The organism is Weissella kandleri (assembly GCF_001438705.1).
Lineage (GTDB): Bacteria > Bacillota > Bacilli > Lactobacillales > Lactobacillaceae > Weissella > Weissella kandleri.
The window spans coordinates 85,493-110,627 of sequence record NZ_JQBP01000002.1; the positions used below are offsets into that span (position 1 = coordinate 85,493).

The 25,135-nt window shown below is 42.3% G+C and carries 35 protein-coding genes; all 35 read left to right on the forward strand.

Features of this window, described 5'->3' with window-relative positions; all coding sequences use genetic code 11:
- Positions 1-30: 30 nt before the first annotated feature.
- Positions 31-660 carry a uracil phosphoribosyltransferase gene (gene upp, locus IV73_RS02005; RefSeq protein ID WP_057754136.1) on the forward strand — a complete coding sequence of 210 codons (630 nt, stop codon included), beginning with the start codon at positions 31-33 and terminating at the stop codon, positions 658-660.
- A 442-nt stretch (positions 661-1,102) separates the two neighbouring features.
- A complete protein-coding gene (atpB, locus tag IV73_RS02010) occupies positions 1,103-1,819 on the forward strand; it encodes a F0F1 ATP synthase subunit A (protein ID WP_057754139.1) in 717 nt (238 codons plus the stop codon).
- Positions 1,820-1,877: 58 nt separating this feature from the next.
- The gene (gene atpE / locus IV73_RS02015; protein ID WP_201781074.1) at positions 1,878-2,090 is read left to right on the forward strand and encodes a F0F1 ATP synthase subunit C; all 213 of its coding nucleotides are present in this window, start codon (positions 1,878-1,880) and stop codon (positions 2,088-2,090) included.
- A gap of 34 nt (positions 2,091-2,124) precedes the next feature.
- Positions 2,125-2,640 (forward strand): F0F1 ATP synthase subunit B, encoded by a 516-nt coding sequence (atpF, locus tag IV73_RS02020; RefSeq protein WP_057754145.1) that lies wholly within the window; start codon positions 2,125-2,127, stop codon positions 2,638-2,640.
- Complete coding sequence (gene atpH, locus IV73_RS02025) at positions 2,640-3,182, forward strand: ATP synthase F1 subunit delta (protein WP_057754148.1); 543 nt, start codon at positions 2,640-2,642, stop codon at positions 3,180-3,182. Before atpF ends, atpH begins: the two co-directional genes overlap by 1 nt.
- Positions 3,183-3,240: 58 nt before the next feature.
- Positions 3,241-4,761 (forward strand): F0F1 ATP synthase subunit alpha, encoded by a 1,521-nt coding sequence (atpA, locus tag IV73_RS02030; RefSeq protein ID WP_057754151.1) that lies wholly within the window; start codon positions 3,241-3,243, stop codon positions 4,759-4,761.
- 16 nt (positions 4,762-4,777) lie between these two features.
- Positions 4,778-5,659, forward strand: a complete 882-nt coding sequence (locus IV73_RS02035) for a F0F1 ATP synthase subunit gamma (RefSeq protein ID WP_057754154.1) — start codon at positions 4,778-4,780, stop codon at positions 5,657-5,659.
- 51 nt (positions 5,660-5,710) lie between these two features.
- Positions 5,711-7,111 (forward strand): F0F1 ATP synthase subunit beta, encoded by a 1,401-nt coding sequence (gene atpD, locus IV73_RS02040; protein ID WP_057754157.1) that lies wholly within the window; start codon positions 5,711-5,713, stop codon positions 7,109-7,111.
- Between the two features lie 12 nt (positions 7,112-7,123).
- The gene (locus tag IV73_RS02045) at positions 7,124-7,549 is read left to right on the forward strand and encodes a F0F1 ATP synthase subunit epsilon (RefSeq protein WP_057754160.1); all 426 of its coding nucleotides are present in this window, start codon (positions 7,124-7,126) and stop codon (positions 7,547-7,549) included.
- Positions 7,550-7,727: 178 nt separating this feature from the next.
- Positions 7,728-8,378, forward strand: coding sequence for a deoxynucleoside kinase (locus IV73_RS02050; protein ID WP_057754163.1), 651 nt, complete (start codon positions 7,728-7,730; stop codon positions 8,376-8,378).
- A 3-nt stretch (positions 8,379-8,381) separates the two neighbouring features.
- On the forward strand, positions 8,382-9,668 hold the full coding sequence (gene serS, locus IV73_RS02055; RefSeq protein WP_057754166.1) for a serine--tRNA ligase: 1,287 nt from the start codon (positions 8,382-8,384) through the stop codon (positions 9,666-9,668).
- Between the two features lie 181 nt (positions 9,669-9,849).
- On the forward strand, positions 9,850-10,848 hold the full coding sequence (locus IV73_RS02060) for a D-2-hydroxyacid dehydrogenase (protein WP_057754783.1): 999 nt from the start codon (positions 9,850-9,852) through the stop codon (positions 10,846-10,848).
- 182 nt (positions 10,849-11,030) lie between these two features.
- Positions 11,031-12,029 (forward strand): D-2-hydroxyacid dehydrogenase, encoded by a 999-nt coding sequence (locus IV73_RS02065; protein WP_057754169.1) that lies wholly within the window; start codon positions 11,031-11,033, stop codon positions 12,027-12,029.
- Between the two features lie 109 nt (positions 12,030-12,138).
- Positions 12,139-13,284 (forward strand): PTS sugar transporter subunit IIC, encoded by a 1,146-nt coding sequence (locus IV73_RS02070; RefSeq protein ID WP_057754171.1) that lies wholly within the window; start codon positions 12,139-12,141, stop codon positions 13,282-13,284.
- Between the two features lie 138 nt (positions 13,285-13,422).
- Positions 13,423-14,367 (forward strand): class A sortase, encoded by a 945-nt coding sequence (locus tag IV73_RS02075; protein WP_057754173.1) that lies wholly within the window; start codon positions 13,423-13,425, stop codon positions 14,365-14,367.
- A gap of 26 nt (positions 14,368-14,393) precedes the next feature.
- A complete protein-coding gene (gene tsaB / locus IV73_RS02080) occupies positions 14,394-15,125 on the forward strand; it encodes a tRNA (adenosine(37)-N6)-threonylcarbamoyltransferase complex dimerization subunit type 1 TsaB (RefSeq protein WP_057754176.1) in 732 nt (243 codons plus the stop codon).
- On the forward strand, positions 15,106-15,669 hold the full coding sequence (rimI, locus tag IV73_RS02085) for a ribosomal protein S18-alanine N-acetyltransferase (RefSeq protein WP_057754178.1): 564 nt from the start codon (positions 15,106-15,108) through the stop codon (positions 15,667-15,669). The genes tsaB and rimI (IV73_RS02085) overlap by 20 nt, the downstream gene beginning before the upstream one ends.
- Complete coding sequence (gene rimI / locus IV73_RS02090; protein ID WP_083485530.1) at positions 15,666-16,103, forward strand: ribosomal protein S18-alanine N-acetyltransferase; 438 nt, start codon at positions 15,666-15,668, stop codon at positions 16,101-16,103. Before rimI (IV73_RS02085) ends, rimI (IV73_RS02090) begins: the two co-directional genes overlap by 4 nt.
- 22 nt (positions 16,104-16,125) lie before the next feature.
- Positions 16,126-17,190 (forward strand): tRNA (adenosine(37)-N6)-threonylcarbamoyltransferase complex transferase subunit TsaD, encoded by a 1,065-nt coding sequence (gene tsaD / locus IV73_RS02095; protein ID WP_057754184.1) that lies wholly within the window; start codon positions 16,126-16,128, stop codon positions 17,188-17,190.
- A gap of 506 nt (positions 17,191-17,696) precedes the next feature.
- Positions 17,697-18,005 (forward strand): 30S ribosomal protein S10, encoded by a 309-nt coding sequence (gene rpsJ / locus IV73_RS02100; RefSeq protein WP_057754187.1) that lies wholly within the window; start codon positions 17,697-17,699, stop codon positions 18,003-18,005.
- A gap of 79 nt (positions 18,006-18,084) precedes the next feature.
- Entirely contained in the window at positions 18,085-18,711 is a 627-nt protein-coding gene (rplC, locus tag IV73_RS02105) for a 50S ribosomal protein L3 (protein ID WP_057754190.1), read from the forward strand.
- Between the two features lie 24 nt (positions 18,712-18,735).
- Positions 18,736-19,359 (forward strand): 50S ribosomal protein L4, encoded by a 624-nt coding sequence (rplD, locus tag IV73_RS02110; protein ID WP_057754192.1) that lies wholly within the window; start codon positions 18,736-18,738, stop codon positions 19,357-19,359.
- Positions 19,359-19,646 (forward strand): 50S ribosomal protein L23, encoded by a 288-nt coding sequence (rplW, locus tag IV73_RS02115; RefSeq protein ID WP_057754195.1) that lies wholly within the window; start codon positions 19,359-19,361, stop codon positions 19,644-19,646. The genes rplD and rplW overlap by 1 nt, the downstream gene beginning before the upstream one ends.
- An 18-nt stretch (positions 19,647-19,664) precedes the next feature.
- Positions 19,665-20,498, forward strand: coding sequence for a 50S ribosomal protein L2 (gene rplB, locus IV73_RS02120; protein WP_057754198.1), 834 nt, complete (start codon positions 19,665-19,667; stop codon positions 20,496-20,498).
- A gap of 51 nt (positions 20,499-20,549) precedes the next feature.
- Positions 20,550-20,831, forward strand: coding sequence for a 30S ribosomal protein S19 (rpsS, locus tag IV73_RS02125; protein ID WP_057754200.1), 282 nt, complete (start codon positions 20,550-20,552; stop codon positions 20,829-20,831).
- Positions 20,832-20,848: 17 nt separating this feature from the next.
- Positions 20,849-21,196 (forward strand): 50S ribosomal protein L22, encoded by a 348-nt coding sequence (rplV, locus tag IV73_RS02130; RefSeq protein WP_057754203.1) that lies wholly within the window; start codon positions 20,849-20,851, stop codon positions 21,194-21,196.
- Between the two features lie 13 nt (positions 21,197-21,209).
- A complete protein-coding gene (gene rpsC, locus IV73_RS02135; protein WP_057754206.1) occupies positions 21,210-21,869 on the forward strand; it encodes a 30S ribosomal protein S3 in 660 nt (219 codons plus the stop codon).
- A gap of 2 nt (positions 21,870-21,871) precedes the next feature.
- Positions 21,872-22,291: a 50S ribosomal protein L16 gene (rplP, locus tag IV73_RS02140; RefSeq protein WP_057754209.1), complete on the forward strand. Its 420-nt coding sequence runs from the start codon at positions 21,872-21,874 to the stop codon at positions 22,289-22,291.
- Complete coding sequence (gene rpmC, locus IV73_RS02145) at positions 22,291-22,497, forward strand: 50S ribosomal protein L29 (RefSeq protein WP_057754212.1); 207 nt, start codon at positions 22,291-22,293, stop codon at positions 22,495-22,497. Before rplP ends, rpmC begins: the two co-directional genes overlap by 1 nt.
- Positions 22,498-22,515: 18 nt before the next feature.
- Positions 22,516-22,782, forward strand: a complete 267-nt coding sequence (gene rpsQ / locus IV73_RS02150) for a 30S ribosomal protein S17 (protein WP_057754215.1) — start codon at positions 22,516-22,518, stop codon at positions 22,780-22,782.
- A 47-nt stretch (positions 22,783-22,829) separates the two neighbouring features.
- Entirely contained in the window at positions 22,830-23,198 is a 369-nt protein-coding gene (gene rplN, locus IV73_RS02155) for a 50S ribosomal protein L14 (protein ID WP_057754218.1), read from the forward strand.
- Between the two features lie 34 nt (positions 23,199-23,232).
- Positions 23,233-23,538, forward strand: coding sequence for a 50S ribosomal protein L24 (gene rplX, locus IV73_RS02160; protein WP_057754221.1), 306 nt, complete (start codon positions 23,233-23,235; stop codon positions 23,536-23,538).
- 27 nt (positions 23,539-23,565) lie between these two features.
- Positions 23,566-24,108 (forward strand): 50S ribosomal protein L5, encoded by a 543-nt coding sequence (gene rplE / locus IV73_RS02165; protein WP_057754224.1) that lies wholly within the window; start codon positions 23,566-23,568, stop codon positions 24,106-24,108.
- Between the two features lie 48 nt (positions 24,109-24,156).
- On the forward strand, positions 24,157-24,555 hold the full coding sequence (gene rpsH / locus IV73_RS02170) for a 30S ribosomal protein S8 (protein WP_057754228.1): 399 nt from the start codon (positions 24,157-24,159) through the stop codon (positions 24,553-24,555).
- 32 nt (positions 24,556-24,587) lie between these two features.
- Positions 24,588-25,124: a 50S ribosomal protein L6 gene (gene rplF, locus IV73_RS02175; protein WP_057754231.1), complete on the forward strand. Its 537-nt coding sequence runs from the start codon at positions 24,588-24,590 to the stop codon at positions 25,122-25,124.
- Positions 25,125-25,135: the final 11 nt, after the last annotated feature.

A 25,135-nucleotide genomic window follows, 5' to 3' on the forward strand; every position in this document is an offset into this window, starting at 1 on the left:
TTAGATTTTGAAAACGAAGGGAACCGCGTTATGAGTAAAGTAACTGTTATTGATCACCCCCTAATCCAACATAAATTAACCATTATCCGGGATAAAAATGTTGGGACGAAAGAGTTCCGGGAAGTTGTGGACGAAATTGCTTCATTAATGGCATATGAAGTCACTCGGGAATTGCCAACGATGGATATTGAAGTGGAGACGCCAGTTGCTAAAACGACGCAAAAAACATTGGCCGGAAAGAAGTTGGCGATTGTACCAATCTTGCGGGCTGGTTTGGGAATGGTTGACGGCATCATGAAGTTAATTCCAGCCGCTCGGATTGGGCATATTGGAATGTATCGTGACGAGGAAACTTTAGAACCAGTTGAATATTTTGTTAAGTTGCCAGAAGATATTGACCAACGAGAAGTTTTGGTGGTTGATCCGATGCTTGCAACTGGTGGTTCAGCAGTCATGGCGATTGATGCTTTGAAGAAGCGCGGTGCTAAGACAATTAAGTTGATTACCTTGGTTTCAGCTCCAGTGGGAATTGAGATGATTCAAAAAATGCATCCTGATGTCGAGATTTATACGGCTGGGTTGGATGAAGGGTTAGATGAACATGGTTACATTGTGCCTGGTTTGGGTGATGCCGGTGACCGTTTGTTTGGAACGCATTAGTTATTTTATTAAGATCTGAATTAAATCAAGTCCATGGAACAGTTATTTGTTTTGTGGCCTTTTTTATTGATTGAATGAAATTAGATTGGTGGTAGTGAAGAAATTTTCTTCTTACTATAAATGTAAAATGCTGAATGAACAATTTGACGTCGTGGTAATTTATTTTAAATTAATTTTTTAACTATTTTTGGTTTGGTGACTTAGAAGCTTTAATTTTAAATGGAGATAAAAAAAGAATGAAAACGGAACCAAAAAAAAGATAGTAAAGGTTGATAAATTAGGACTTAATTACTTTTGGCAAGGAACAAGATAATCTCGATTTCTTTCCCGTATTTATCGTTGAAAAAAGAATTTAATAGAGTAAAATGAAGTAGTAAATATTAAAAACGGTATTGCTCCCCAGCATTTACCGAAAAATTATGAAAGGAAAGAGGTGAGTTTTTTGGATGAGAAGTCTGCCACATTCCAGTTATTAGGGTTGACATTTGATTGGTCGATTGTTATTTCAACGGTCATCGCTGCATTAATTGTCTTTTTATTGGTCTTTGTCTTGTCGCGTAACTTGACAATGAAGCCCGGGAAGAAGCAAAATGTTTTGGAAGCGATTGTTGACTTTACTGACGGAATTGTGGATAGTTCGTTACCCAGTTCGATTGGAAATGAATTGAAATTAACGGCATTTACGTTGTTCTTATTTATTTTTGTTTCTAATGAAATGGGATTAGCTGTTCAGGTAGCCTTTGGTGATGTAACTTATGTTAAGTCACCAACGACTAATCCGATTGTAACCATGGGACTAGCGTTGTTAGTTGTTGGTTTAGCTAACTTTGTCGGTGTTAGCAAGCTCGGATTTAAGGGCTATTTCAAGACGACTTTCATGAGTCCCATGGCGTTTTTACTACCAATTAACATTTTCGAGCAATTTACTAATTACTTGACTTTGGCATTGCGTTTGTATGGAAACATCATGGCTGGTGAAATGCTTTTGACATTGATTACCAATTGGGGTAATCCGTCACATTTGGGACTCACTATAGTTCCCGCATTTTTCTTGTCAATGCTTTGGCAAGCATTCTCGTTATTCATCGGTGCTATTCAGGCCTTCATCTTTGTCACTTTGATGTCAATTTATACGTCTGAACACGCTGTCGCTGAATAACAATTGTTATTTGTTTTATTTTTTATAATTCGGAGGAATTAATATTATGACTGGTCATATCGCTACTATTGGTTCAGGTATTGCCGTTGCTGGTGCCGCTATCGGTACCGGAATTGGTAATGGACGTGTTATTGCTGCTATGATTGAGGGGACTTCACGTCAACCTGAATTAGAGGGTAAGCTACGTACAAACATGTTCGTTGGAGTTGCCTTGATTGAGGCCGTTCCTATCTTGGCCTTCGTTATCTCATTGATGTTGCTTTCAAAGTAATTTATAGCGGCAAATAGAGAGAGGAGCCAACAACATGTTAAATGGAATTTTACTGGTTAATGCCGGTGAGCAGTTGGCTTTGGGTAATATGCTCTTTGTTTTATTGACTTTCGTAGTCTTACTATTCTTTATTGGAAAGTTTGCATGGAAGCCTATCACAAAGATGATGCAAGACCGAGCAGATAAGATTGCTAATGACTTGGATTCAGCAGAAAGCAATAAAAACGAAGCTGCAGAGCTCGTTTCAAAGCGCAATGCTGAATTACAGGCAACGCAAGCTGAGGCAACGACGATTATTAACAATGCTAAAGACACTGCTTCAAAGCGCAGTGACGACATTATTGCACAAGCGCGTGATAATGCTTCATCAATGAAGGTGAAGGCTAACGCTGAAATCGCTCAAGAGCGTTCAGAAGCAATGGCAGATGTTAAGAATGAAGTTGCTGATTTGTCTGTTTCAATTGCACAAAAGATTATCCAAAAAGAACTGAAATTAGATGATCAAAAAGCATTGATTGATGCTTACATCGGAGAGTTAGAGGCAAAGTAATGGCATTAGATAACGCAATTATTGCGCAACGCTATGCACGTGCTTTGTTCGAATTATCTCATGATCAAAAGAGTGATACAGAAACTTTAAATGAATTGTTAGAGTTGCAAACTGTATTGCAAGACAATCCAGAATTAGAGCAAATCATTGCATCAAATCAGATTAGTGATGAGCAAAAGCAAGCGATTTTGAAGCCACTTTTGGCGGACGCCTCACCTTTGGTTCATAACTTAATCCAGATGACATACGATTATCGGCGCTTTGATTTGCTTCCAATGATGATAGAAAATTATCAACGGACCGTTAATCACGCAATTGGTCACATGACTGCTGAAGTTAAGACTGTTGTGGAATTAGATGCTAATCAAATCGAACGCTTGAAGCAAGTTATTGCTAAGCGTTTTGACGCTAAATCAGTTGATTTGAAGCAAACGATTGATCCAAGCTTGCTTGGTGGGGTCGTGATTACGGCTAATAATCAAATTGTGGATGGATCATTGGCAACTAAATTAGCTGCTATTCGACAAAGCATTGTCCATTAGCAACCAGTATTAAGTAGCAGTGTTAATAACACTAAAGTAAGAAAGAGGAACTGTTCAAATGAGCATTAAAGCTGAAGAAATCAGTTCACTCATCAAAAAGCAGCTTGCAAATTATGAATCAGAATTGACGGTTCAAGAAACAGGAACAGTTACGTATGTTGGTGACGGAGTCGCCCGTGTAACTGGTCTTGATAACGCAATGGCCGGAGAATTGGTTGAATTTGCAAACGGTGTATATGGAATGGCACAAAACTTGGAATCAAATGATGTTGGTATCATTATTCTAGGTCAATTTGATGGAATCCGTGAAGGCGACATTGTCAAGCGTACGGGTAAGATCATGGAAGTTCCAGTTGGTGAGGAATTGATTGGACGTGTAGTTAATGCGTTGGGTCAACCAGTTGATGGAATGGGCCCAATCAAGTCAACTAAGACACGCCCTGTTGAAGTTAAAGCACCTGGAGTTATGCAACGTAAGTCAGTCTTTGAACCTTTGCAAACTGGTTTAAAGTCAATTGACTCATTGGTTCCAATCGGTCGTGGTCAACGAGAATTAATCATCGGAGACCGTAAGACTGGAAAGACTTCAATCGCCATGGACACGATTTTGAATCAAAAAGATCAAAATATGATTGTTGTTTATGTCGCAATTGGACAAAAGGATTCAACGGTCCGGACTCAAGTGGAAACTTTGCGCGCAATGGGCGCTTTGGATTACACGATTGTTGTTACGGCTGGTCCTTCTGAACCAGCTCCATTATTGTATCTAGCACCTTATGCTGGAGCGGCCATGGGTGAAGAGTTCATGTATAACGGAAAGCATGTTTTGATTATCTATGATGATTTATCAAAGCAAGCTACCGCTTACCGTGAGCTTTCGTTAATTCTACGGCGTCCACCTGGACGTGAAGCCTACCCAGGAGATGTCTTCTACTTGCACTCTCGTTTGCTAGAACGAGCTGCTAAGTTGAGTGACGAACTGGGAGGAGGGTCGATGACGGCTTTGCCAATCATTGAGACTCAAGCTGGAGATGTTTCAGCCTATATTCCAACGAACGTTATTTCAATTACTGATGGTCAAATTTTCTTGGATTCAGATCAATTCTATTCAGGAAATCGTCCCGCTGTTGATGCCGGAACTTCAGTTTCGCGTGTTGGTGGTGACGCTCAGATTAAAGCGATGAAGAAAGTTGCCGGAACTTTGCGTTTGGATCTTTCTTCATACAAGGAATTGGAAGCATTCGCTCAATTCGGTTCTGATTTGGATGCTTCAACACAAGCTAAGTTGGCGCGTGGTCGTCGGACGGTTGAATTATTGAAGCAGCCTTTGCACCAACCAATGCCAGTTGAAGAACAAGTTTTGTCATTGTATGCCCTTGCCCATGGTTACATGGATGATGTCGCTGTTGATGATATTAATCGTTTTGAAACTGAATTGATTCAAGCGGTACGCTCAGCGCATAATGAATTGTTGCAGACAATTGTTGATACCAAGAATTTGCCTGAGACTGATGCGATGAACGCAGCAATTGAAGAATTCAAGGCAACTTTTAGTGCCAGCGATTCTGAAGCAAAATAAGTAGAGGAGGGGCGAAATGGTAGCTTCTTTGGAAGATATTCAACGCCGAGTTGCCTCAACGAAAAAGACGCGTCAAATTACGTCAGCCATGCAAATGGTTTCGACCTCAAAGTTAAGCCAAATCCAACGGCAAGGCGGTTCATATTATGATTATGCCGACCGTTTACATGATATGGTGGCCCACATTGCGGAAGCAAATATTGCTAATCCGGCGGGTACTTTGTTGGAACAACGTGAAGTTAAGAAAGTTGGTTTCTTAATTATTACGTCTGATCGTGGTTTGGTGGGCGGTTATAATTCAACAGTTCTTAAAGGATTGATGTCAATTATCCACGAACGGAAACTAAAGCCTGAGCAAGTCGAGCTATTAGTGATTGGTGGAAACGGGGCAGATTTCTTAAAAAAGCGGGGCTATGATTTAGCTTATGAATATCGGGAAGTTTCTGATGTTCCTACATTTAACGATGTGCGCGAAATTGTTAAGACCGTTACAGAAATGTACGATAATGCGATTTTTGATGAACTAACAGTTGTTTATAATCACTTTGTATCACGGATTTCAAATGAATTCCGGGCTGAAAAAATGTTGCCGGTTACGACGGATGATATGGTCGATCCTAATAGTGAGACTACATTTCATGCCGAGTATGATGTTGAACCATCCGCAGAATCAATTTTGCAGGTGATTTTGCCACAGTATGCGCAAAGTTTAATCTATGGAGCAATCCTAGATGCTAAAACGGCGGAACATGCGGCCTCATCAGCAGCAATGTCATCAGCCACTGATAATGCCAAGGAAATTATTGATCGACTTGATCTACAATATAACCGGGCGCGTCAGAGTGCAATCACGACTGAAATTACTGAAATTACTGGTGGAATGGCAGCTCTTGAATAGAGTTTGTTGAAACACCATTGAATTTGTTTAGAAAAAGGAAGGATAACGACAATGAGTACCGGACGAGTTGTACAAGTCATTGGCCCAGTTGTTGACGTTCAATTCCCACTAGATGGTCAAATTCCTGACATCAATAATGCTTTAATCATTGATCGTGGTGATGAAGCAAAATCATTGACTGTCGAGGTTACATTGGCCTTAGGTGATGGAGTTGTACGGACGATTGCCATGGACTCAACTGACGGCTTGCAACGTGGTATGGCTGTAGAGGACACTGAAGAACCTATTTCAGTACCTGTCGGCGAAGTTACGTTGGGTCGTGTCTTTAATGTTTTGGGTGAAACTATTGATGAGGGCGAAGAAATTGGAGCTGATGTTCAGCATAATCCAATTCACCGTTCAGCACCTGCTTATGACCAATTGAAAACATCAACTGAAATTCTAGAAACTGGAATTAAGGTTATTGATTTGCTTGCTCCATATGTACGTGGGGGAAAGATTGGTTTGTTCGGTGGAGCTGGAGTTGGTAAGACTGTCTTGATTCAAGAGTTGATTCACAACATTGCACAAGGACACAATGGTATTTCTGTCTTTACTGGAGTTGGGGAACGTACCCGTGAAGGTAACGACATGTACCACGAAATGATGGATTCTGGTGTGTTAAAGCAAACCGCCATGGTCTATGGACAAATGAATGAGCCTCCTGGAGCACGTATGCGGGTGGCATTGACTGGTTTGACAATTGCGGAGCACTTCCGTGACGTTAACGGTCAAGATGTGCTATTGTTTATTGATAATATTTACCGTTTCACGCAAGCTGGATCTGAGGTTTCTGCCCTATTGGGACGGATTCCATCAGCCGTTGGATATCAACCAACCTTGGCTACTGAAATGGGACAATTACAAGAGCGGATCACGTCAACCCAAAAGGGATCAGTTACGTCTATTCAGGCGGTTTATGTGCCAGCCGATGACTATACCGACCCTGCACCTGCCACGACTTTCGCCCACTTGGATGCAACGACTAACTTGGAGCGTTCATTGACGCAACAAGGTATTTATCCAGCGGTTGATCCATTGGCTTCAACGTCAACGGCTTTGACACCTGAGATTGTTGGTCAAGAGCACTATGAAGTGGCAATGCAAGTTCAACAGACTTTGCAACGTTATCGTGAGCTCCAAGACATCATTGCCATTTTGGGAATGGATGAGCTTTCAGATGAAGAGAAGACGACCGTTAACCGGGCTCGTCGGATCCAATTCTTCTTGTCACAACCATTCTCAGTGGCGGAGACGTTTACTGGATTAAAGGGACAATATGTGCCGGTTGAAGAGACAGTGCGGAGCTTTAAGGCAATTTTGGATGGTCAGTGTGACGACCTGCCAGAAGAAGCTTTCCGAAATGTTGGAGCGATTGAAATGGCCATTGAAAAAGCCAAAACTTTGGCTTAGTGAGGTATTGCCATGAATGAACACAGCTTTAAGGTATCCATTGTGACACCAGACGGCGTGGTCTTTGAATATGATACTGCCACGCTTGTTGTATTGCACACAACGGGTGGTGAGTTAGGTATCATGGCAAATCACGTGCCGGTCGTTACTTCACTTGAAATTAGTGAAGTACGGGTAGTTGTTGGACAATCAGATACGAAAGAACGCCTAGCAGTTAATGGTGGATTTGCGGAATTCTCAAGGAACACTTTGACGATTGTTGCGGATTCAGCCGAGTGCTCAGGTGATATTGATGTAACTCGGGCGGAAAGTGCTCGAGCACGGGCCGAACGCGCTTTGCGTGAAGCCCAAGAAGCACATGATGAACACGAAGTTCGTCGGGCACAATTCGCTTTGCGGCGGGCTGTTACTCGAATTCATGCAGCATCAGTGAAATAAACTTAAATTGCAGTGGGATTTTATGACCACTGCTTTTTTTGTCGCCAAAAGGACAGATTTTTGTTAAGATTAAAGTTATAAAAAAGGTTCTAATGATGTTAGAAAATTACCTGGGTAATTAGACAAAAAAGAGAGTCGTTTCTAGCTGAGAGTCAAAAAAGTAAGGATGAGCAGATTTATGATTGTATTATCAGGAACTATTGGAGCAGGGAAAACTAGCCTTGCCACGTTTTTAGCAGAACACCTGGGCTCAGAAGCCTATTATGAGTCAGTTGATGACAATCCAATTTTGCCATTGTTCTATGAAAATCCACAAAAATATGGATTTTTATTGCAAAACTATTTTTTAAATAAGCGTTTGGAAAATATTAAAGACGCCCAAGGTTCACATTTAAATGTGATTGACCGTTCTATCTTTGAAGATCAATTGTTGTTCCAATTGAACGCTGACTTAGACCGAGCGACGCAAACGGAAGCCGCAATCTATAGTGATTTATTACATAATATGATGGAACAAGTGAATTATTCTGCTAATGCGACGATTAAGACCCCTGATTTGTTAATTTACGTAAATGTTTCATTTGATACGATGCTTAAGCGGATTAAAAAGCGTGGTCGTTCGTATGAACAAGTCGATCAAGATCCAAGCTTATATGATTATTATCAAGAATTGACCCGCCGGTATGTGGCTTGGTTTGATCAATATGATGCTTCCCCAAAGCTAAAGATTGATGGTGATCAGTTGGACTTTGTCGAAAATGAAGAAGATTTGGCAGTAGTATTCAATTTAATTGACCAAAAAATTAAAGAATTACGAATCGAGGGATAATTTATGTTAGATATTAAGTATTTAAGAAATAATCCAGATGAAGCGAAGGAACGTTTAGCCGGACGTGGTGTTGCGACGGAAACAGTCGACAGTTACTTAGCTTTGGATGCCAAGCGGCGTGAGATTTTAGTGCATGTTGAAGAGTTAAAGGCACAACGCAACGTTGTTTCTGATCAAATTGGACAAAAAAAGCGGGCAAAAGAAGATGCTCATGCGGAGATTGCAGAGATGCAGCAACTGGCCCAAACAGTTAAGGCTTTAGACGAACAAGTGGAACAGATTGATGCTGATTTGAAGCAACAAGCTTTGCGTTTTCCTAACCTCCCTAATCCAAATATTCCAGTTGGCTCTGATGAAGCGGCTAATCGTGAAGAATTAAAGTGGGGAAACATCCCCACCTTTGATTTCACACCTAAGGCACACTATGAAATTGGTGAAGCGTTGGGCATTTTAGATTGGGAACGCGGAGCGAAGGTTTCAGGGGCTCGCTTCGTTTATTACATTGGACAAGGGGCCCGCTTAGAACGTGCCGTGTATAACTTTATGTTAGACGAGCACCGTAAAGAAGGCTATACAGAGGTATTACCACCTTATTTGGTCAAAGATGCTGCGATGTTTGGAACTGGCCAGTACCCCAAATTTATGAATGATGCATACCGCGTTGGGGCGGATGACGAAATGACCTTAATCCCAACGGCGGAAGTGCCCTTGACGAATTATTATCGTGAAGAGATTTTAGATGGTGCCGATTTGCCAATTTCATTAACAGCTTTAGCTCCTTCTTTCCGGCAAGAAGCTGGATCAGCTGGTCGCGATACGCGCGGATTAATCCGGATGCACCAGTTTAATAAGGTCGAGATGGTTAAGTTTACGACCGAAGATGATTCTTATCGCGCCTTAGATCAGATGACAAAGGATGCGGAGAATATTTTGCAAAAGTTAGAGTTACCATATCATCTCATTACGCTGTCGACGGGAGATATGGGCTTCTCAGCCGCTGAAACCCATGATTTAGAAGTCTGGATGCCTGAACAAAATCTTTATCGTGAAATTTCTTCCGTTTCAAATACAGAAGCCTTTCAAGCGCGGCGAGCTAAGATTCAATATCGCGATGAGAATGGGCAATTACATTTCGCCCATACGTTAAATGGTTCAGGATTGGCTGTTGGTCGGACCGTAGCGGCAATTTTGGAAAACTATCAAAACGCCGATGGTACGGTGACTATTCCGGAAGTTTTGCGACCTTATTTTGGAGCTGATCAAATTATTGCTGAACGCGATTTACATTAATTTAAAGTTGAGGTTATGACAGCCAAATTGGTAACAGTTTGGCTGTTTTTTTAATAACTTGGTAGCACGACTATGTATATTTAAAAGAGTACCAGTGATGAATAAATGAAATATGTGGGGGGCAGTCTAAAATTCTGTTAAAATAACAGTAGAGCAAGGAATTGAAAGGAGCAAAAGAATGATGAAGATTATTGCGTTTGGAATACGAGAAGATGAGCAAGTAGCAGTTGACGCGTGGGTGGCTAAGCATCCGGATGTACAAGTCGACACAACTAATGAGCTTTTAACGCCAGAGACCGCGCCAATGGCAGCCGGCTACGATGTGGTTAATATTTTGCAAGCAGGTGTCCCTGTGGGTGAAGCAACTTTGAAGCAGTTGGCAGACTTAGGTATTCATATTTTAACTTTGCGAAATGTAGGAACTGACGATTTAGACTTTGAAATGTTGAAGAAGTATAATTTCCACGTGTCAAATGTGCCCCGCTATTCACCAAATGCGATTGCGGAGCATGCTATGATTCAAATGGCGCGTTTATTCCGGCATATGAAGCAGATGGATATTAAAGTTTATCGGCATGATTTAGCCTGGGCCCCAACGATTGGTCGGGAAGTGCGAAAACAAACAATTGGAATTGTTGGAACTGGAAATATTGGCCGTGTAGCAATTCAAATTGCCCAAGGGTTTGGCGCCAAAGTGATTGCTTATGATAAATATCAAAATCCAGAATTAGCTGCAAAAGGGCTGTATGTCGATACTTTGGATGAGCTATTAGCACAAGCAGATGGAATTTCATTGCATGTGCCTGGAATCCCTGAAAATCACTATCTGATTAACCCTGATTCGATTGCGAAGATGAAAGACCATGCTGTGATTGTAAACGCGGGCCGGGGCAATCTGGTTGATACTGATGCCGTGATTGCTGCATTGGATAGCGGAAAACTAGATGGCTTTGCGATGGACACTTATGAAGATGAAGGTGGCCTCTTTAACGTTGATTGGGCCGGACAAGACTTCCCAGATCCACGAGTCGCCGACTTAATTACGCGAGAGAATGTAATTGTTTCACCACATACTGCCTTTTATACTTGGACGGCTTCTGAAGAAATGGTTGAACAATCATTGGATGCGGGATTGGCTTTCTTTAATGGCGAGACACCAGAACAAGTTGTTAAATTTTAATGTTGCAAAAAATTTTACATGTGTGAAAAATAAGTGTAAATTTATTTCGATTTTTGCTGTTTCAATTTGATAAAAACGCTAAAATGCGGTAGAATTTAGTTGTAAACTAGTGTGTGAGTTTTCACATATAGTTATTTATTTTCACAATACGTTGAGTATTAGATTAAAGGGGATATATTATTATGGCAAAGATTTTTGCATATGGTATTCGAGATGACGAAATTCCGTCATTGAACGGATGGAAGGAAGAACATCCAGAAGTAACAGTAGATTATACTCAAGAATTATTGGATCCTGAGACTGCTAAGTTAGCTGAAGGCTATGATGCGGTCAACGTCTACCAACAATTAGATTATACGCGTGAGACTTTGGCCGCTTTGCATGAAGTAGGCATCAACAAGATGTCATTGCGTAATGTTGGAACTGATAACATTGATATGGATGCTGCGCGTGAATTTGGTTTCCAAATTTCAAACGTGCCAGTTTATTCCCCAAATGCGATTGCTGAGCACTCAATGATTCAAATGTCACGGTTGCTCCGTCGTACTAAGGCTTTGGATGCAAAGATTGCGCGTCATGACTTACGTTGGGCTCCAACAATCGGTCGTGAGATGCGGATGCAAACCATCGGAATTGTCGGAACTGGTCACATAGGACGGGTTGCGATGAAGATTGCTCAAGGCTTCGGAGCAAAGGTGATTGCTTATGACCTTTACAAGAACGACGAAGTTGAAGCTCAAGGTTTGTATGTTGATACTTTGGATGAGTTGTATGCTCAAGCTGATGTTATTTCATTGTACGTTCCTGGAGTTCCTGCTAACGAGCACATGATTAATGCTGAATCAATTGCTAAGATGAAAGATGGCGTAGTAATCGTGAACTGCTCACGTGGAAACTTGGTTGACACTGACGCAGTTATTGCTGGTTTGGACTCAGGAAAGATTTCTGACTTTGCCATGGACGTTTATGAGGATGAAGTTGGATTGTTCAATGAAGACTGGGAAGGTAAAGAATTCCCTGACGCACGGATCGCCGATTTGATTTCACGCGAAAACGTTTTGGTAACTCCTCACACTGCTTTCTATACTACTAAGGCAGTTTATGAGATGGTTACACAATCAATGTCAGCTAGCTTGGACTTTATCAATGGTGTTACACCAAGTATCGCCGTTGAATACTAAAATAAGTGATTAATAAGTAAGTTAAGTCAAGGCCTTGTCTTAGTTGATTGATATTTTTGAAAAAGAATTCTGCAACTGAGGTGGGCCTTTTAATTATGGAGATGATATTATGGATTATTTTGACGGGAGTTACCAGTTAAAGGCCAAAGATTTTTTCTTTAAAATCTTGAGTGGTTCAGCCCAAGGGATTTTGATTGGTGTTTTGCCTTCAGCGGTTTTGAAGTATTTATTGAAGCTTTTCATTACACCTGGGGTGGTTAATTGGGCCTCAGATTTGAATGCAATTTTGGTTTTGTTCCAGACGTTTATCCCAGTCTTAATTGGTGTAAGCATCGCTTTGCAATTTAAGATGAAGCCTTTGGATGTTGGAACCTTGGGGATTGCGGTAGCCGCTGCCTCTGGTTCAATCAAGTGGGGAACAGCGCCAGCTGGGTTTACGAACCCAATCACGCATGTTAAGTCAGCTACGGCTGCTCCGATTTATGTTGCTTCAGGAGCCGGGGACGTAATTAACGCCATGATTGTGGCCGCGATTGGAGTCTTAGTGATTTGGTTGATTGCTAAGTACTTAGGTGGATTTGGTTCTGTCGCAATTATCCTTACACCAATTGTTGTTGGTGGGGGCGTTGGTTTGATTGGAAAAGGGATTGCTCCTTATGTTGGTTCAGTCACCACTTGGATTGGACAAATGGTTGAGACCTTTACACGGCTTCAACCCGTACCAATGTCTATCCTGATTGCGATGGCCTTTGCGATTATCATTGTTACACCGGTTTCTACGGTTGGAATTGCTTTGGCGATTTCTTTGGCCGGTGTTGGTTCAGCGGCAGCTGGAGTAGGGGTAATTTCAACAACTGTTATTTTGTTGGTTAACTCAATTAAGGTTAATAAAAAAGGAACGTCAATTGCAATTTTCTTGGGAGCCATGAAGGGAATGATGCCTTCTGTCTTCGCTAAGCCGGTAACGATGATTTCGTTCTTAATCACAGCTGCTGTATCAGGAATTCCAGTGGCATTGATGAATGTTCAAGGAACACCAACTTCAGCTGGATTTGGTTGGATTGGATTGGTTACACCGATTCAAGCCGTCGCAAAGGATGCTGCAGACGCACAATGGATTAATAACTATGTCAATCCAATGATTTCAATTATTGTCTTCTTCGTAGTGCCAATTGTGACTGGATTTATTGTTGACTATGTCTTAACTAAGATTGTTAAGTTGTATAATCCAATGGATTTCCAACAAGAAATTTAATTGAGAATTCAAAAGGACACTTCATGCGAGGTGTCCTTTTGTGTTGCTTGTAAAAAGTTTCAGAAGCAGTTAGAATGAAATTCGAAGTATCAGGCTCATTTACTAAAAAATTCATAGAAAAAACATGGGGAAAGTAAGATGGATGGAATTATTCCAAATGGTCCAGGCACGTTAATGTCGATTTTATGGCCTTTAATTATTATATTAATTGGGGCGGCATTCGTCGCTGGAATAATTGCTGGCACGCGGAAAATCTTTAAAAAGCCAGCTGCTTATGGCCGTTGGATGGGTTTGATGACGGTGATTGGGAGCGTTATATTGCTTGGGTATTATACTAATTTTATGGGGATGCAAGCTGTGGTGATGAATGTTTACAATCAGCAAGCAGCCCAGCAAATTCAGCAAAAAGCCAAACGGCCAATTAGTCGTCAACAGGTAAAAAAGATGGTGATGCGTGATCAAAACCCGAATGACCGCTTTACTAAGCAAGGTTTTGTCGCCATTCCGAGTCGAGCAATTTTATTGCCCATTTATGATGATGCCTATTCAGAACAAGGTTTGGATTTAGGGGCTGATTTTGCTAACCGCACGCATGAAGATTCAAAAGGTACGAAAGTTCCAGTGATGGGGCAGGGTAACTATGGTTTGGCAGCCCATAATTTTAATGACGGGCAAACCGGATTTAGTGCTTTACAAGAGCACTTGAATCAAAATCATCCGTATATTCAAAATGGGCGTTTAAATGGTTCAAATTGGTTAAATGGGAACAAAATTTACTTAGCGAATGCTGATGGTATTTATGAGTATGTCATTCGTGGTCAAAAAACGGTGCAAAAAGATGATGTTGGCGTTTTGGATCCGAGTCAAAATGCGCAATTGACCATTATTAGTTGTCTCTTTCCTAGTACTGAATATCGAATTGTGACATCGGCCGATTTGGTGCATAATTATAGTTGGGAAACAGCGCCGAAACAAGTTATTGGTTACTTTAACTTAAAAGTTCAAAATACACATGCTCGCGCTGACTGGTATAATCCTGGAACCGAAGAAGGTGCCAATGGTGATGCTGGTGGGACGAAGTAATTTGATTTAAAAGGTAGGAAAGAAAATTGAAAACAATTGCGTTTGATGCATCAAATCAACCGTTAACAATTGCATTATTTGATAATCAAGAGTTAATTAGTCAGTTTGAAACGAATCAAGTTAAAAATCATTCTGAACAACTATTACCTGGCATTGATCAGTTGATGCAAGACGCAGGGTGGCGTCCACAAGATTTAGAACGGGTGATTGTGAGTCAGGGACCAGGCTCATACACTGGGTTGCGCTTGGCGGTTACTACGGCTAAGACGCTTGCTTTTACTTTGGGCTTAGAACTTGTTGGCGTATCAAGCTTAGCGTTATTGGCTGCCAATGTAGCGTTAGCCGATGCGAAAGATACTCTAATAATTCCTTTAATGGATGCCCGTAATCAAAATGTTTACGCTGGTCAATATCAGTGGCAAGGTGAGCATTTAGTAAATATCATCAACGATCAGCATACGCCCCTAAAAGCCATGCCTAGCCAAATTGCGGCACAGCAAGCAGTGATTTATGTGGGGGCTACCCCAGAGATGCAAGCAGAAATATTGACACAAGTTCCCCAAGCCCAATTTGCGGCGGATAATTTACCGCATGCCGCTAATTTGGTGCAGTTGGCAAGAACAGAGCCGATCATTACTGCAGTGAATGCGATTCATCAGTTTAACCCACGCTATTTGCGGTTAACGCAAGCGGAAGCAAATTGGCAACAACAACATCCTGAGGCAAAACGACAAGATTATGTGGAAAAAGTTAAGTAAATGGTGGCAGCGTTCGCAACAACCGCTGGCGCCAGAGATTCAAAAATTTGAACAAACGATGGTCATTAATCAACAAAATTATTTAATTGCGGTAGCACAACAAAGGGATGTGGCGGATGTTTTCGCAGTGGAAGAGGCGGCGTATCATGGCTTCGCACCTTGGCCACTTGAAGTCTTTGCGGATGAAATTGCGCGGACGAACGAACGGCTATACCTGATTTTACGTGCGACCACGACTAATGAGATTGTCGCGTATGCGGGGGCTGTTTTTGCAGCGGGGGCCAAAGATGCACACGTGACGAATTTGGCGGTGCTACCAGCGTGGCAACGGCAAGGGTTAGCGCAGGCGCTGTTGACATATATGATGTCTTTAGCCGTGCAACATTATTATCAATCAATGACACTAGAAGTGCAGGTCGATAATAGCGAAGCTCGCCAACTCTATCAAAAGCTTGGCTTTAATGATTTACGCTTACGTCGTGATTATTATGGTCCAGGGGTTGATGCACAGGAAATGCGCGTTAGCTTGGGTGGTGAATTATGATGAACTATCAATTTACGACCCAAGTGGCGGCAGCGGATTTAACACGAATTACTGAACAAGCGTATCAGCATGACGGGTGGACGCGCCAAGTATATGAACAAGATTTAAAACAAGCGACGAGTCGTTATTTGGCTCTTCGGGTTAATGGTGAAATCATTGCTTTTTTAGGGGCGAGCTGGGTATTGGATGAATTTTCAGTGACAAATCTCGCTGTTTTACCTGTTTGGCAAGGGCACCATTTGGGCGAGACGTTGTTGCGAGAAACGATTCAGCGCTTGCCGCAAGGAACCCGTTTATTGTTAGAGGTGCGCCCATCAAATCAAAAAGCCGTGGCTTTATATGAAAAGATTGGATTTCAAACATATTTTATGCGTCCAAAATATTACCATAATCCCATTGAAGATGCATATTTAATGGATTATACGATTAAGTAAGATGAATGAAAGGAAGATGGGGATGTCAGATCGAATCATTTTAGCGTTTGAATCCAGTGCGGATGAGACGAGTGTCGCAATTGTGCAAAATGGCCGGAAAATTCTAAGTTTAGAGATTGCAACACAGATTAAAAGCCACCAACGGTTTGGGGGCATTGTTCCTGAAGTAGCGAGTCGTCATCATATCGAACAAATTACCGTATTGGTGGATGCAGCATTGACGGATGCTAATTTAACATATGATGATTTGACAGCTGTGGCGGTGACGTATGGTCCTGGTCTAGTGGGAGCTCTTTTAGTTGGCGTTACGGCGGCCAAGACCATTGCTTGGGCGCATCGATTGCCGTTAGTTCCAGTGATACATATGGAGGGGCATATTAGTGCAGCCCAATTTGTGGAGCCCATTGCGTACCCTGCGTTAGCATTAATGGTTTCCGGGGGACACACTGAATTTGTATACATGCCTGATGAATATCAATATCAAGTAGTTGGTGATACTCGAGATGATGCGGTCGGTGAATCTTATGATAAGGTAGGCCGGACCATGGGGTTAAATTATCCAGCGGGAAAAACATTAGATGAAATGGCGCATCGAGGGCATGCGCGGTATGATTTACCGCGGGCATTAATGCATGATGATCGGTTAGACTTTAGTTTTTCAGGCTTGAAAAGTGCGGTGATTAATTTAAAGCATAATGCAGAGCAACGTGATGAACCATTGAATGCGGATGATTTAGCAGCGAGTTTTCAAGCTGCTGTGTTAGATGTGCTATTGACAAAAACTCAGCAAGCATTGCAACAGTACCCTGCTAAAACATTTATTTTAGCGGGGGGTGTGGCAGCAAATCAAGGCTTGCGTGAAGGTTTAACCCAATTGTTGCAAGACTTCCCGACGACGAATTTTGTACCGGTTCCGCGCGAATTAGCCGGAGATAATGCCGCTATGGTCGGAGCGGCTGGTGATATTGCTTATCGTCATGGTAAACGATCTGAGTGGGACTTAAATGCCCGTCCCGGTGAAGAATTTGAATACTTGGATGCAGAGATGGAATTTAAAGTACCGGGAGTTGAAAATAATCGTTCATAATTAAAGTTTAAGGCTGAGCCACTATGGCTCAGCCTTTTTTGCTAATCTATTAGGAAGAAAGGAACATTTTTGTGTTGACCTTTTTTATTGTGGTCAACATTAGTCGTAAGAAGTCCATTTGATGAAGATAAACATATACTTGGTAAATGATAAATTGAAAAAAGGTAATTTTAACCAAAATTCACGCTCAATAAAATAAATTTACATAAAAATGAAAATGCTTTCTATCAATTTAAAGTTTATTGTTACAAAAGTGTAATACAAAAAATGGGGATAATGCTTGCAATCACTGACTTGATAGGGTATTATAGTCAAGTACGTTGCTTGAATGAAGATCGATTTGGTCTTCTAGATGGGGCAACGACAGTAACGAGCGATGATGTGAGAGGTTGCGACACACCCGGCAGCATTGCCACCGGAACCAGTGCCATGGATTTCGGAAGGCGTGTTGGTTTTTCTCACGGAGTTAGTCTCATATTCCAATATGGACGAAGGAAGGAGTCATCATGGCAAATAAGAAGATCCGTATCCGCTTGAAGGCATACGAACACACAATCATTGATGCATCTGCAGAGAAGATTGTTGAAACGGCAAAGCGTACTGGTGCTGAAGTATCAGGACCAATCCCATTGCCAACGGAACGTACTTTGTACACCGTTTTGCGTTCACCACACAAGCACAAGGATTCACGGGAACAATTCGAAATGCGCACTCACAAGCGTTTGATCGACATTGTAAACCCAACTTCACAAACAGTTGATGCATTGTCAAAGCTTGAATTACCAAGTGGTGTCAACATCGAAATTAAGTTGTAATTCAATTTCGGCTTAAAGTGATGCCTGATCAAGCATTAAAACTAATCAAATAAATTTATAAAAAACAAAGGAGATAGTCATGACTACTAAGGGTATCTTAGGCCGCAAAGTCGGCATGACTCAGGTATTCACTGATAATGGTGAGCTTATCCCTGTAACTGTTATTGAATCTACGCCTAACGTTGTTCTTCAAGTTAAAACACTTGAAAACGACGGATACAACGCTATTCAATTAGGTTTTGAAGATAAGCGCGCAGTTTTGTCAAACAAGCCTGAGCAAGGTCACACTGCAAAAGCAAATACGACCCCTAAGCGCTACATTCGTGAAATTCGCGACGCTGAAGGAGAGTTTAACGTTGGGGATGAGGTAAAGGTTGATACCTTCGCTGCGGGTGAAGCTGTTGACGTTACTGGAATCACAAAGGGTCATGGTTACCAAGGTAACATTAAGAAGGATGGACAGGCTCGTGGACCTATGGCTCACGGTTCTCGTTACCACCGTCGTCCCGGTTCTTTGGGAGCTATTATCAATCGTGTCTTCAAGGGTAAGAAGTTGCCTGGACGGATGGGTAATCGTAAGCGCACAATGCAAAACTTACAAGTTGTACGTGTAGATGTTGAAAACAACGTCATTTTGATCAAGGGTAATGTCCCTGGTGCAAACAAGTCGCTTGTTACGGTTAAGAGCTCCGTAAAAGCTAAGTAATAAGAACGAAGGGAGGATATAAACATGACTAAGGTTGCTTTATTTAAGCAAGATGGTTCAAATGCCGGTGAAGTTGAATTGAATGATGCAATTTTCGGAATCGAACCTAATAATAGTGTCATTACTGACGCCGTTTTGATGCAACGCGCATCAATGCGTCAAGGAACACACGCCGTTAAGAATCGTTCAGCCGTACGCGGTGGAGGACGTAAGCCTTGGCGTCAAAAGGGAACTGGACGTGCCCGCCAAGGTTCAATTCGTAGCCCACAATGGCGTGGTGGAGGGATTGTCTTCGGACCTACTCCACGTTCATATGCCTACAAGATGCCTAAGAAGGCTTACCGTTTGGCATTGAAGTCAGTGTTGTCACAAAAGATTTTGGATTCAGCATTGGTTGTTGTTGATGCTTTGGCATTTGACGCACCCAAGACTAAAGAATTCAAGTCAGTTTTGAACAACCTGAACGTTAACGAAAAGACATTGATTGTTTTGGATGACAATAATACAAACGCTGCTTTGGCTGCTCGTAACTTGGAAAATGTTACAGTTATGACCGCCAAGGGTGTTAACGTATTAGATGTTATCAACAATGATAAGTTGGTTGTTGTACAATCAGCTTTGTCACAAGTTGAGGAGGTTTTGGCATAATGGACGCACGTGATATCATTTTGCGCCCGATCATCACAGAGCAAACGATGAGCGTTTTGGATGAAAAACGTTACACGTTTGAAGTTGATGTTCGTGCTACTAAGCCACAAATCAAGAGCGCTGTTGAAGAAATTTTCGACGTTAAAGTTGAAAAGATCAACACTGCAAATGTGCGTGGAAAGTTGAAGCGTCAAGGACGTTTCTCTGGTTACACTAAGAAGCGTAAGAAGGCAACTGTTAAGTTGACTGCCGCTTCTAAGGACATTCAATTGTTCAACGAAAACTAATTATAGGAGGAAAGCAGCGTGGCTATCAAGAAATATAAGCCAACCTCTAACGGACGTCGTAACATGACTAGTTCTGATTTCGCAGAAATCACTAAGACGACGCCCGAGAAGAGCTTGTTGGAGTCAAAGTCAAGCACTGGTGCTCGTAATTCATACGGACACATGACTGTTCGTCACCGTGGTGGTGGACATAAGCGTCAATATCGTATTATTGACTTTAAGCGTACTAAGGATGAAGTCCCAGCTAAGGTTGTTGCTATTGAATACGACCCAAACCGGACAGCAAACATTGCTTTGTTGCAATATACTGACGGAACTAAGGCATACATCTTGGCGCCTAAGGGATTGGAAGTTGGCATGACTGTTCAATCTGGTCCTGAAGCCGATATCAAGGTCGGAAACGCTTTGCCATTGGCAAACATTCCTGATGGAACTCAAATTCACAATATCGAATTGAAGCCTGGTAAAGGTGGACAACTTGCTCGTTCAGCTGGAGCATCTGCTCAGTTGTTAGGTAAGGAAGGAAAGTATGTCCTTGTTCGTTTGCAATCTGGTGAAGTTCGGATGGTTTTGAATACTAACCGTGCCACAGTTGGAGTTGTTGGAAATGAGCAACATTCATTGATCAACTGGGGTAAGGCTGGTCGTCGTCGTTGGAAGGGACAACGTCCGCACGTTCGTGGATCAGTTATGAATCCTAACGATCACCCACATGGAGGAGGAGAAGGTAAGGCGCCTGTTGGACGTCCTTCACCAATGTCACCATGGGGTAAGAAGACTGCTGGTAAGAAGACACGTGACGTTAATGCTCGCTCAAGCAAGTTTATCGTTCGTGGACGTAAGAACAAGTAGTCAGATTAACCGCTTAAATCAAAATAAAAGCATACGAGAGGAGACTTCATTATGGGTCGCAGCCTGAAAAAGGGACCATTTGCTGACGCACATTTGTTGAAGAAAGTTGAAGCTGCTAATGCTTCAGAAAAGCAAGTCGTCATCAAGACATGGTCACGTCGTTCAACGATTTTCCCAAGTTTTATTGGCTTGACGTTCGCCGTTTATGACGGACGCAAGCACGTCCCAGTTTTGGTCCAAGAAGATATGGTTGGACATAAGCTTGGAGAATTCGTTCCTACGCGTACCTTCCACGGTCACGCAGTGGATGACAAGAAGAGTAAGCGTAGCTAATTAAGGAGGACAATACAATGGCTGAAGAAATTACATCAGCACGCGCCACAGCGAAAATCGTTCGTGTCGCTCCACGTAAGGTCCGCCTTGTGCTTGACCAAATTCGTGGAAAGCAAGTGGCTGAGGCATTTGCAATTTTGCAATTCTTGCCAAACCACTCATCACAAGATGTTTATAAAGTGTTGAACTCAGCAGTTGCTAATGCTGAGAACAACTTTTCACTAGATCGCGAAGATTTGGTAATTGCTGAAGCCTTTGCAAACGAAGGACCAACGTTAAAGCGTTTCCGTCCACGTGCCAAAGGTTCAGCTTCACCAATCAATAAGCGCACAAGCCACATCACAATTGTGGTAAAAGAAAAGTAAGGAGGATTGAGTCATGGGTCAAAAGATTAACCCAACTGGTTTCCGTGTCGGAATCATCCGCGACTGGGATGCTAAATGGTACGCAAACAAGAAGGACTACGCAAATGTCTTGTTAGAAGATATGAAGTTGCGTAAGTATATCGAGACTAAGTTGGCTGATGCTTCAGTTTCACGGATTGAAATTGAGCGTACTGCTAACCGCGTTAACATCTCAATCCACACTGCTAAGCCTGGAATGGTTATTGGTAAGGGTGGATCTGAAGTTGATGCATTGCGTAACGAATTGTCACGGATGGTGGCAAAGGGTGAGCGCGTGCACATCAACATCATTGAGATTAAGAAGCCTGATTTGGACGCCCACTTGGTAGGTTCACAAATCGCACAAGACTTGGAACGCCGTGTGGCATTCCGTCGTTCAATGCGAGGAGCTATCCAACGTGCAATGCGCTCTGGTGCCAAGGGTATCAAGACGCAAGTTTCTGGACGTTTAAACGGTGCTGATATTGCCCGTGTTGAGCAATATACCGAGGGTACGGTTCCATTGCACACATTGCGTGCGGATATCGATTACTCTTGGGATGAGGCAGCTACTACTTACGGTAAGTTAGGTGTTAAAACTTGGATTTACCGTGGTGATATCTTGCCTGAAAAGAAGAGCAAGGAGGCTAAGTAATCATGCTAGTTCCAAAGCGTGTTAAATACCGTAAGCCCCACCGTGGTCACATGCGTGGAGAAGCTAAGGGTGGTAAGAGTGTTGCATTCGGAGATTACGGATTGCAAGCAACTACATCACACTGGATTTCAAACCGTCAAATCGAAGCTGCTCGTATCGCTATGACGCGTTACATGAAGCGTGGTGGTAAGGTTTGGATCAAGATTTTCCCACACTTGTCATACACTTCTAAGGGTGTTGGAGTACGTATGGGTAATGGTAAGGGTGCCCCAGTTGGTTGGGTTGCCCCAGTCAAGCGCGGCAAGGTAATGTTTGAAGTCGGCGGTGTTCCTGAAGAAGTTGCCCGTGAGGCTTTGCGCCTTGCTGCTAACAAGTTGCCAGTTAAGACGAAGATCTTGACTCGCCAAGTGGAGGGTGAATAATGAAGACCAAAGATTTACAAAACGAAATCAAGGGCCTCAGTACAGCTGAATTGGTGGCTAAGGAAAAGAGCTACAAGGAAGAGTTGTTTAACTTGCGTTTCCAACTAGCTACTGGTCAACTTGAAAACACGGCTCGCTTGTCAGAAGTACGTAAGCAAATTGCCCGTATCAAGACTGTGATTCGTCAACAAGAATTGAACAAGTAGTAAGGAGAGGAGACCGAGATGACTGAAGCTCGTAACGCACGTAAGGTTTACACAGGCCGCGTGGTTTCAGATAAGATGGAGAAGACAATTACTGTCGCTATCGAAACTTATAAGAACCACCCAGTTTATGGAAAGCGTGTTAAGTACACGAAGAAGTTTAAGGCTCACGATGAAAACAACGAAGCTAAAGCTGGTGATGTAGTACGTATCATGGAGACACGTCCAACATCAGCAACTAAGCGCTTCCGTTTGGTAGAAATCGTCGAGAAGGCCGTTATTATCTAATCGTTTTAATCTCGAATTTTACCAAATAACGGAAGGAGGACAAAATCGTGATTCAACAAGAAAGTCGTTTGAATGTTGCAGATAACTCAGGAGCACGTGAAATCTTAACTATTAAGGTTTTGGGTGGTTCTGGTCGTAAGTTCGCCGGAATCGGTGATATGATCGTCGCAACCGTAAAGCAAGCAATTCCTGGTGGAACTGTTAAGAAGGGTGACGTCGTTAAGGCTGTTATCGTTCGGACTGTTTCATCAACACACCGTGCAGACGGTTCATACATCAAGTTTGATGAGAACGCTGCCGTTATCGTTAAGGATGATAAGAGTCCAGTAGGAACTCGTATCTTCGGCCCTGTTGCGCGTGAATTGCGTGACAACGATTACATGCGGATCGTGTCTTTGGCACCTGAAGTTTTGTAATAAAGCCATCAAATAATCAAGGAGGAAGCCTCGCATGTTTGTAAAGACAGGTGACAAGGTTAAGGTTATCGCCGGCAAGGACAAGGGCAAGGAAGGAATGGTTACTAAGACCATTGCTGCTCAAGACCGTGTTGTGGTTGAAGGTGTTAACATGATGAAGAAGCACCAAAAGCCAAATAACCAATACCCACAAGGTGGAATTATCGAGCAAGAAGCTCCAATCCACGTATCAAACGTACAATTGCTTGACCCTTCAACTAATGAACCAACCCGTGTTGGTATCAAGATTGAAGATGGTAAGAAGGTACGCGTATCAAAGAAGTCTGGAACGGCTTTATAATTTAGGTGAAAGGAGGAAATCATTATCATGGCAAATCGCTTGAAAGAAAAGTATGTTAATGAAGTTCAACCTTCATTGATCGAAAAGTTTAACTACAGTTCAGTTATGCAAGCTCCAAAGATCGAAAAGATCGTTTTGAACATGGGGGTTGGTGATGCTGTATCAAACTCAAAGAACTTGGATGAAGCTGTTGCAGAATTAGAATTAATCGCTGGTCAAAAGCCAGTTGTTACACGTGCAAAGAAGTCAATTGCTGGCTTCCGTTTGCGTGAAGGAATGGCCATCGGAACCAAGGTAACGTTGCGTGGAGAACGGATGTATGACTTCTTGGATAAGTTGATCAACATCTCATTGCCACGTGTGCGTGACTTCCGTGGAGTTTCACCAAAGGCCTTTGATGGTCGCGGTAACTATACTTTGGGAATTCGCGAACAACTTATTTTCCCCGAAATCGACTATGATGTCGTTAACCGTGTTCGCGGTTTGGACATCGTAATTGTAACGACTGCTAACTCTGATGAAGAGTCACGTGAGATGCTTACTCAATTGGGTATGCCTTTCACTAAGTAATGTAAAACAACTGTTAAGTCAGTAATAAATTTATAGGAGGCAACATCAATGTCAATGACTGACCCAATTGCAGATTTCTTGACTCGTATTCGTAATGCTAATATGGTACATCACGATTCAGTTGAAGTCCCTGCATCAAAGATCAAGAAGGACATCGCCGAAATCTTAAAAAATGAAGGCTTTGTTCGCGATGTTGAATACATTGATGATGATAAGCAAGGAGTAATCCGCGTTTTCCTTAAGTATGGTGCTGATAAGCAACGTGTTATCTCAGGTTTGAAGCGTATTTCAAAGCCTGGATTGCGTTCATACGTTAAGGCCGATTCACTACCAAAGGTTTTGAACGGTTTGGGAATTGCTATCATCTCAACTTCTGAAGGTGTTATCACCGATAAGGAAGCTCGCGCCAAGAATATTGGTGGCGAGGTATTGGCATACGTTTGGTAAAAAATAAAATCTAAAAAAGGAGGTATCCTACTATGAGTCGTATTGGTAACAAAGTTTTGACCTTACCTGCAGGCGTGGAAATTGCCCGTGAAGGTGACGTTGTAACTGTTAAGGGACCAAAGGGTGAATTGTCACGCGAAGTTGCTTCAGAAATCGCATTTACGGTTGAGGGTAACGAAGTAACATTTACTCGTTCTTCAGATGACGGAAAGATCAAGGCTTTGCACGGAACTACTCGTGCGAACGTCGCCAACATGGTTGAGGGTGTCTCAGAAGGCTTCAAGAAGACTTTGAAGCTTGTCGGTGTTGGATATCGTGCAGCTAAGCAAGGAAACAAGCTTGTGTTGAACGTTGGTTATTCACACCCAGTTGAATTCGAAGACCGTAATGAAATGACTGTGGAAGTTCCTGATTCAGTTACTGTAATTGTTTCTGGAATTTCAAAGCAAAAGGTCGGAGATTTCGCTGCTGAGATCCGTTCCGTTCGCGCTCCTGAACCTTATAAGGGTAAGGGAATTCGTTACGAAAATGAAAACGTTGCACGTAAGGAAGGTAAGACTGGTAAGTAATTTTAAGCATA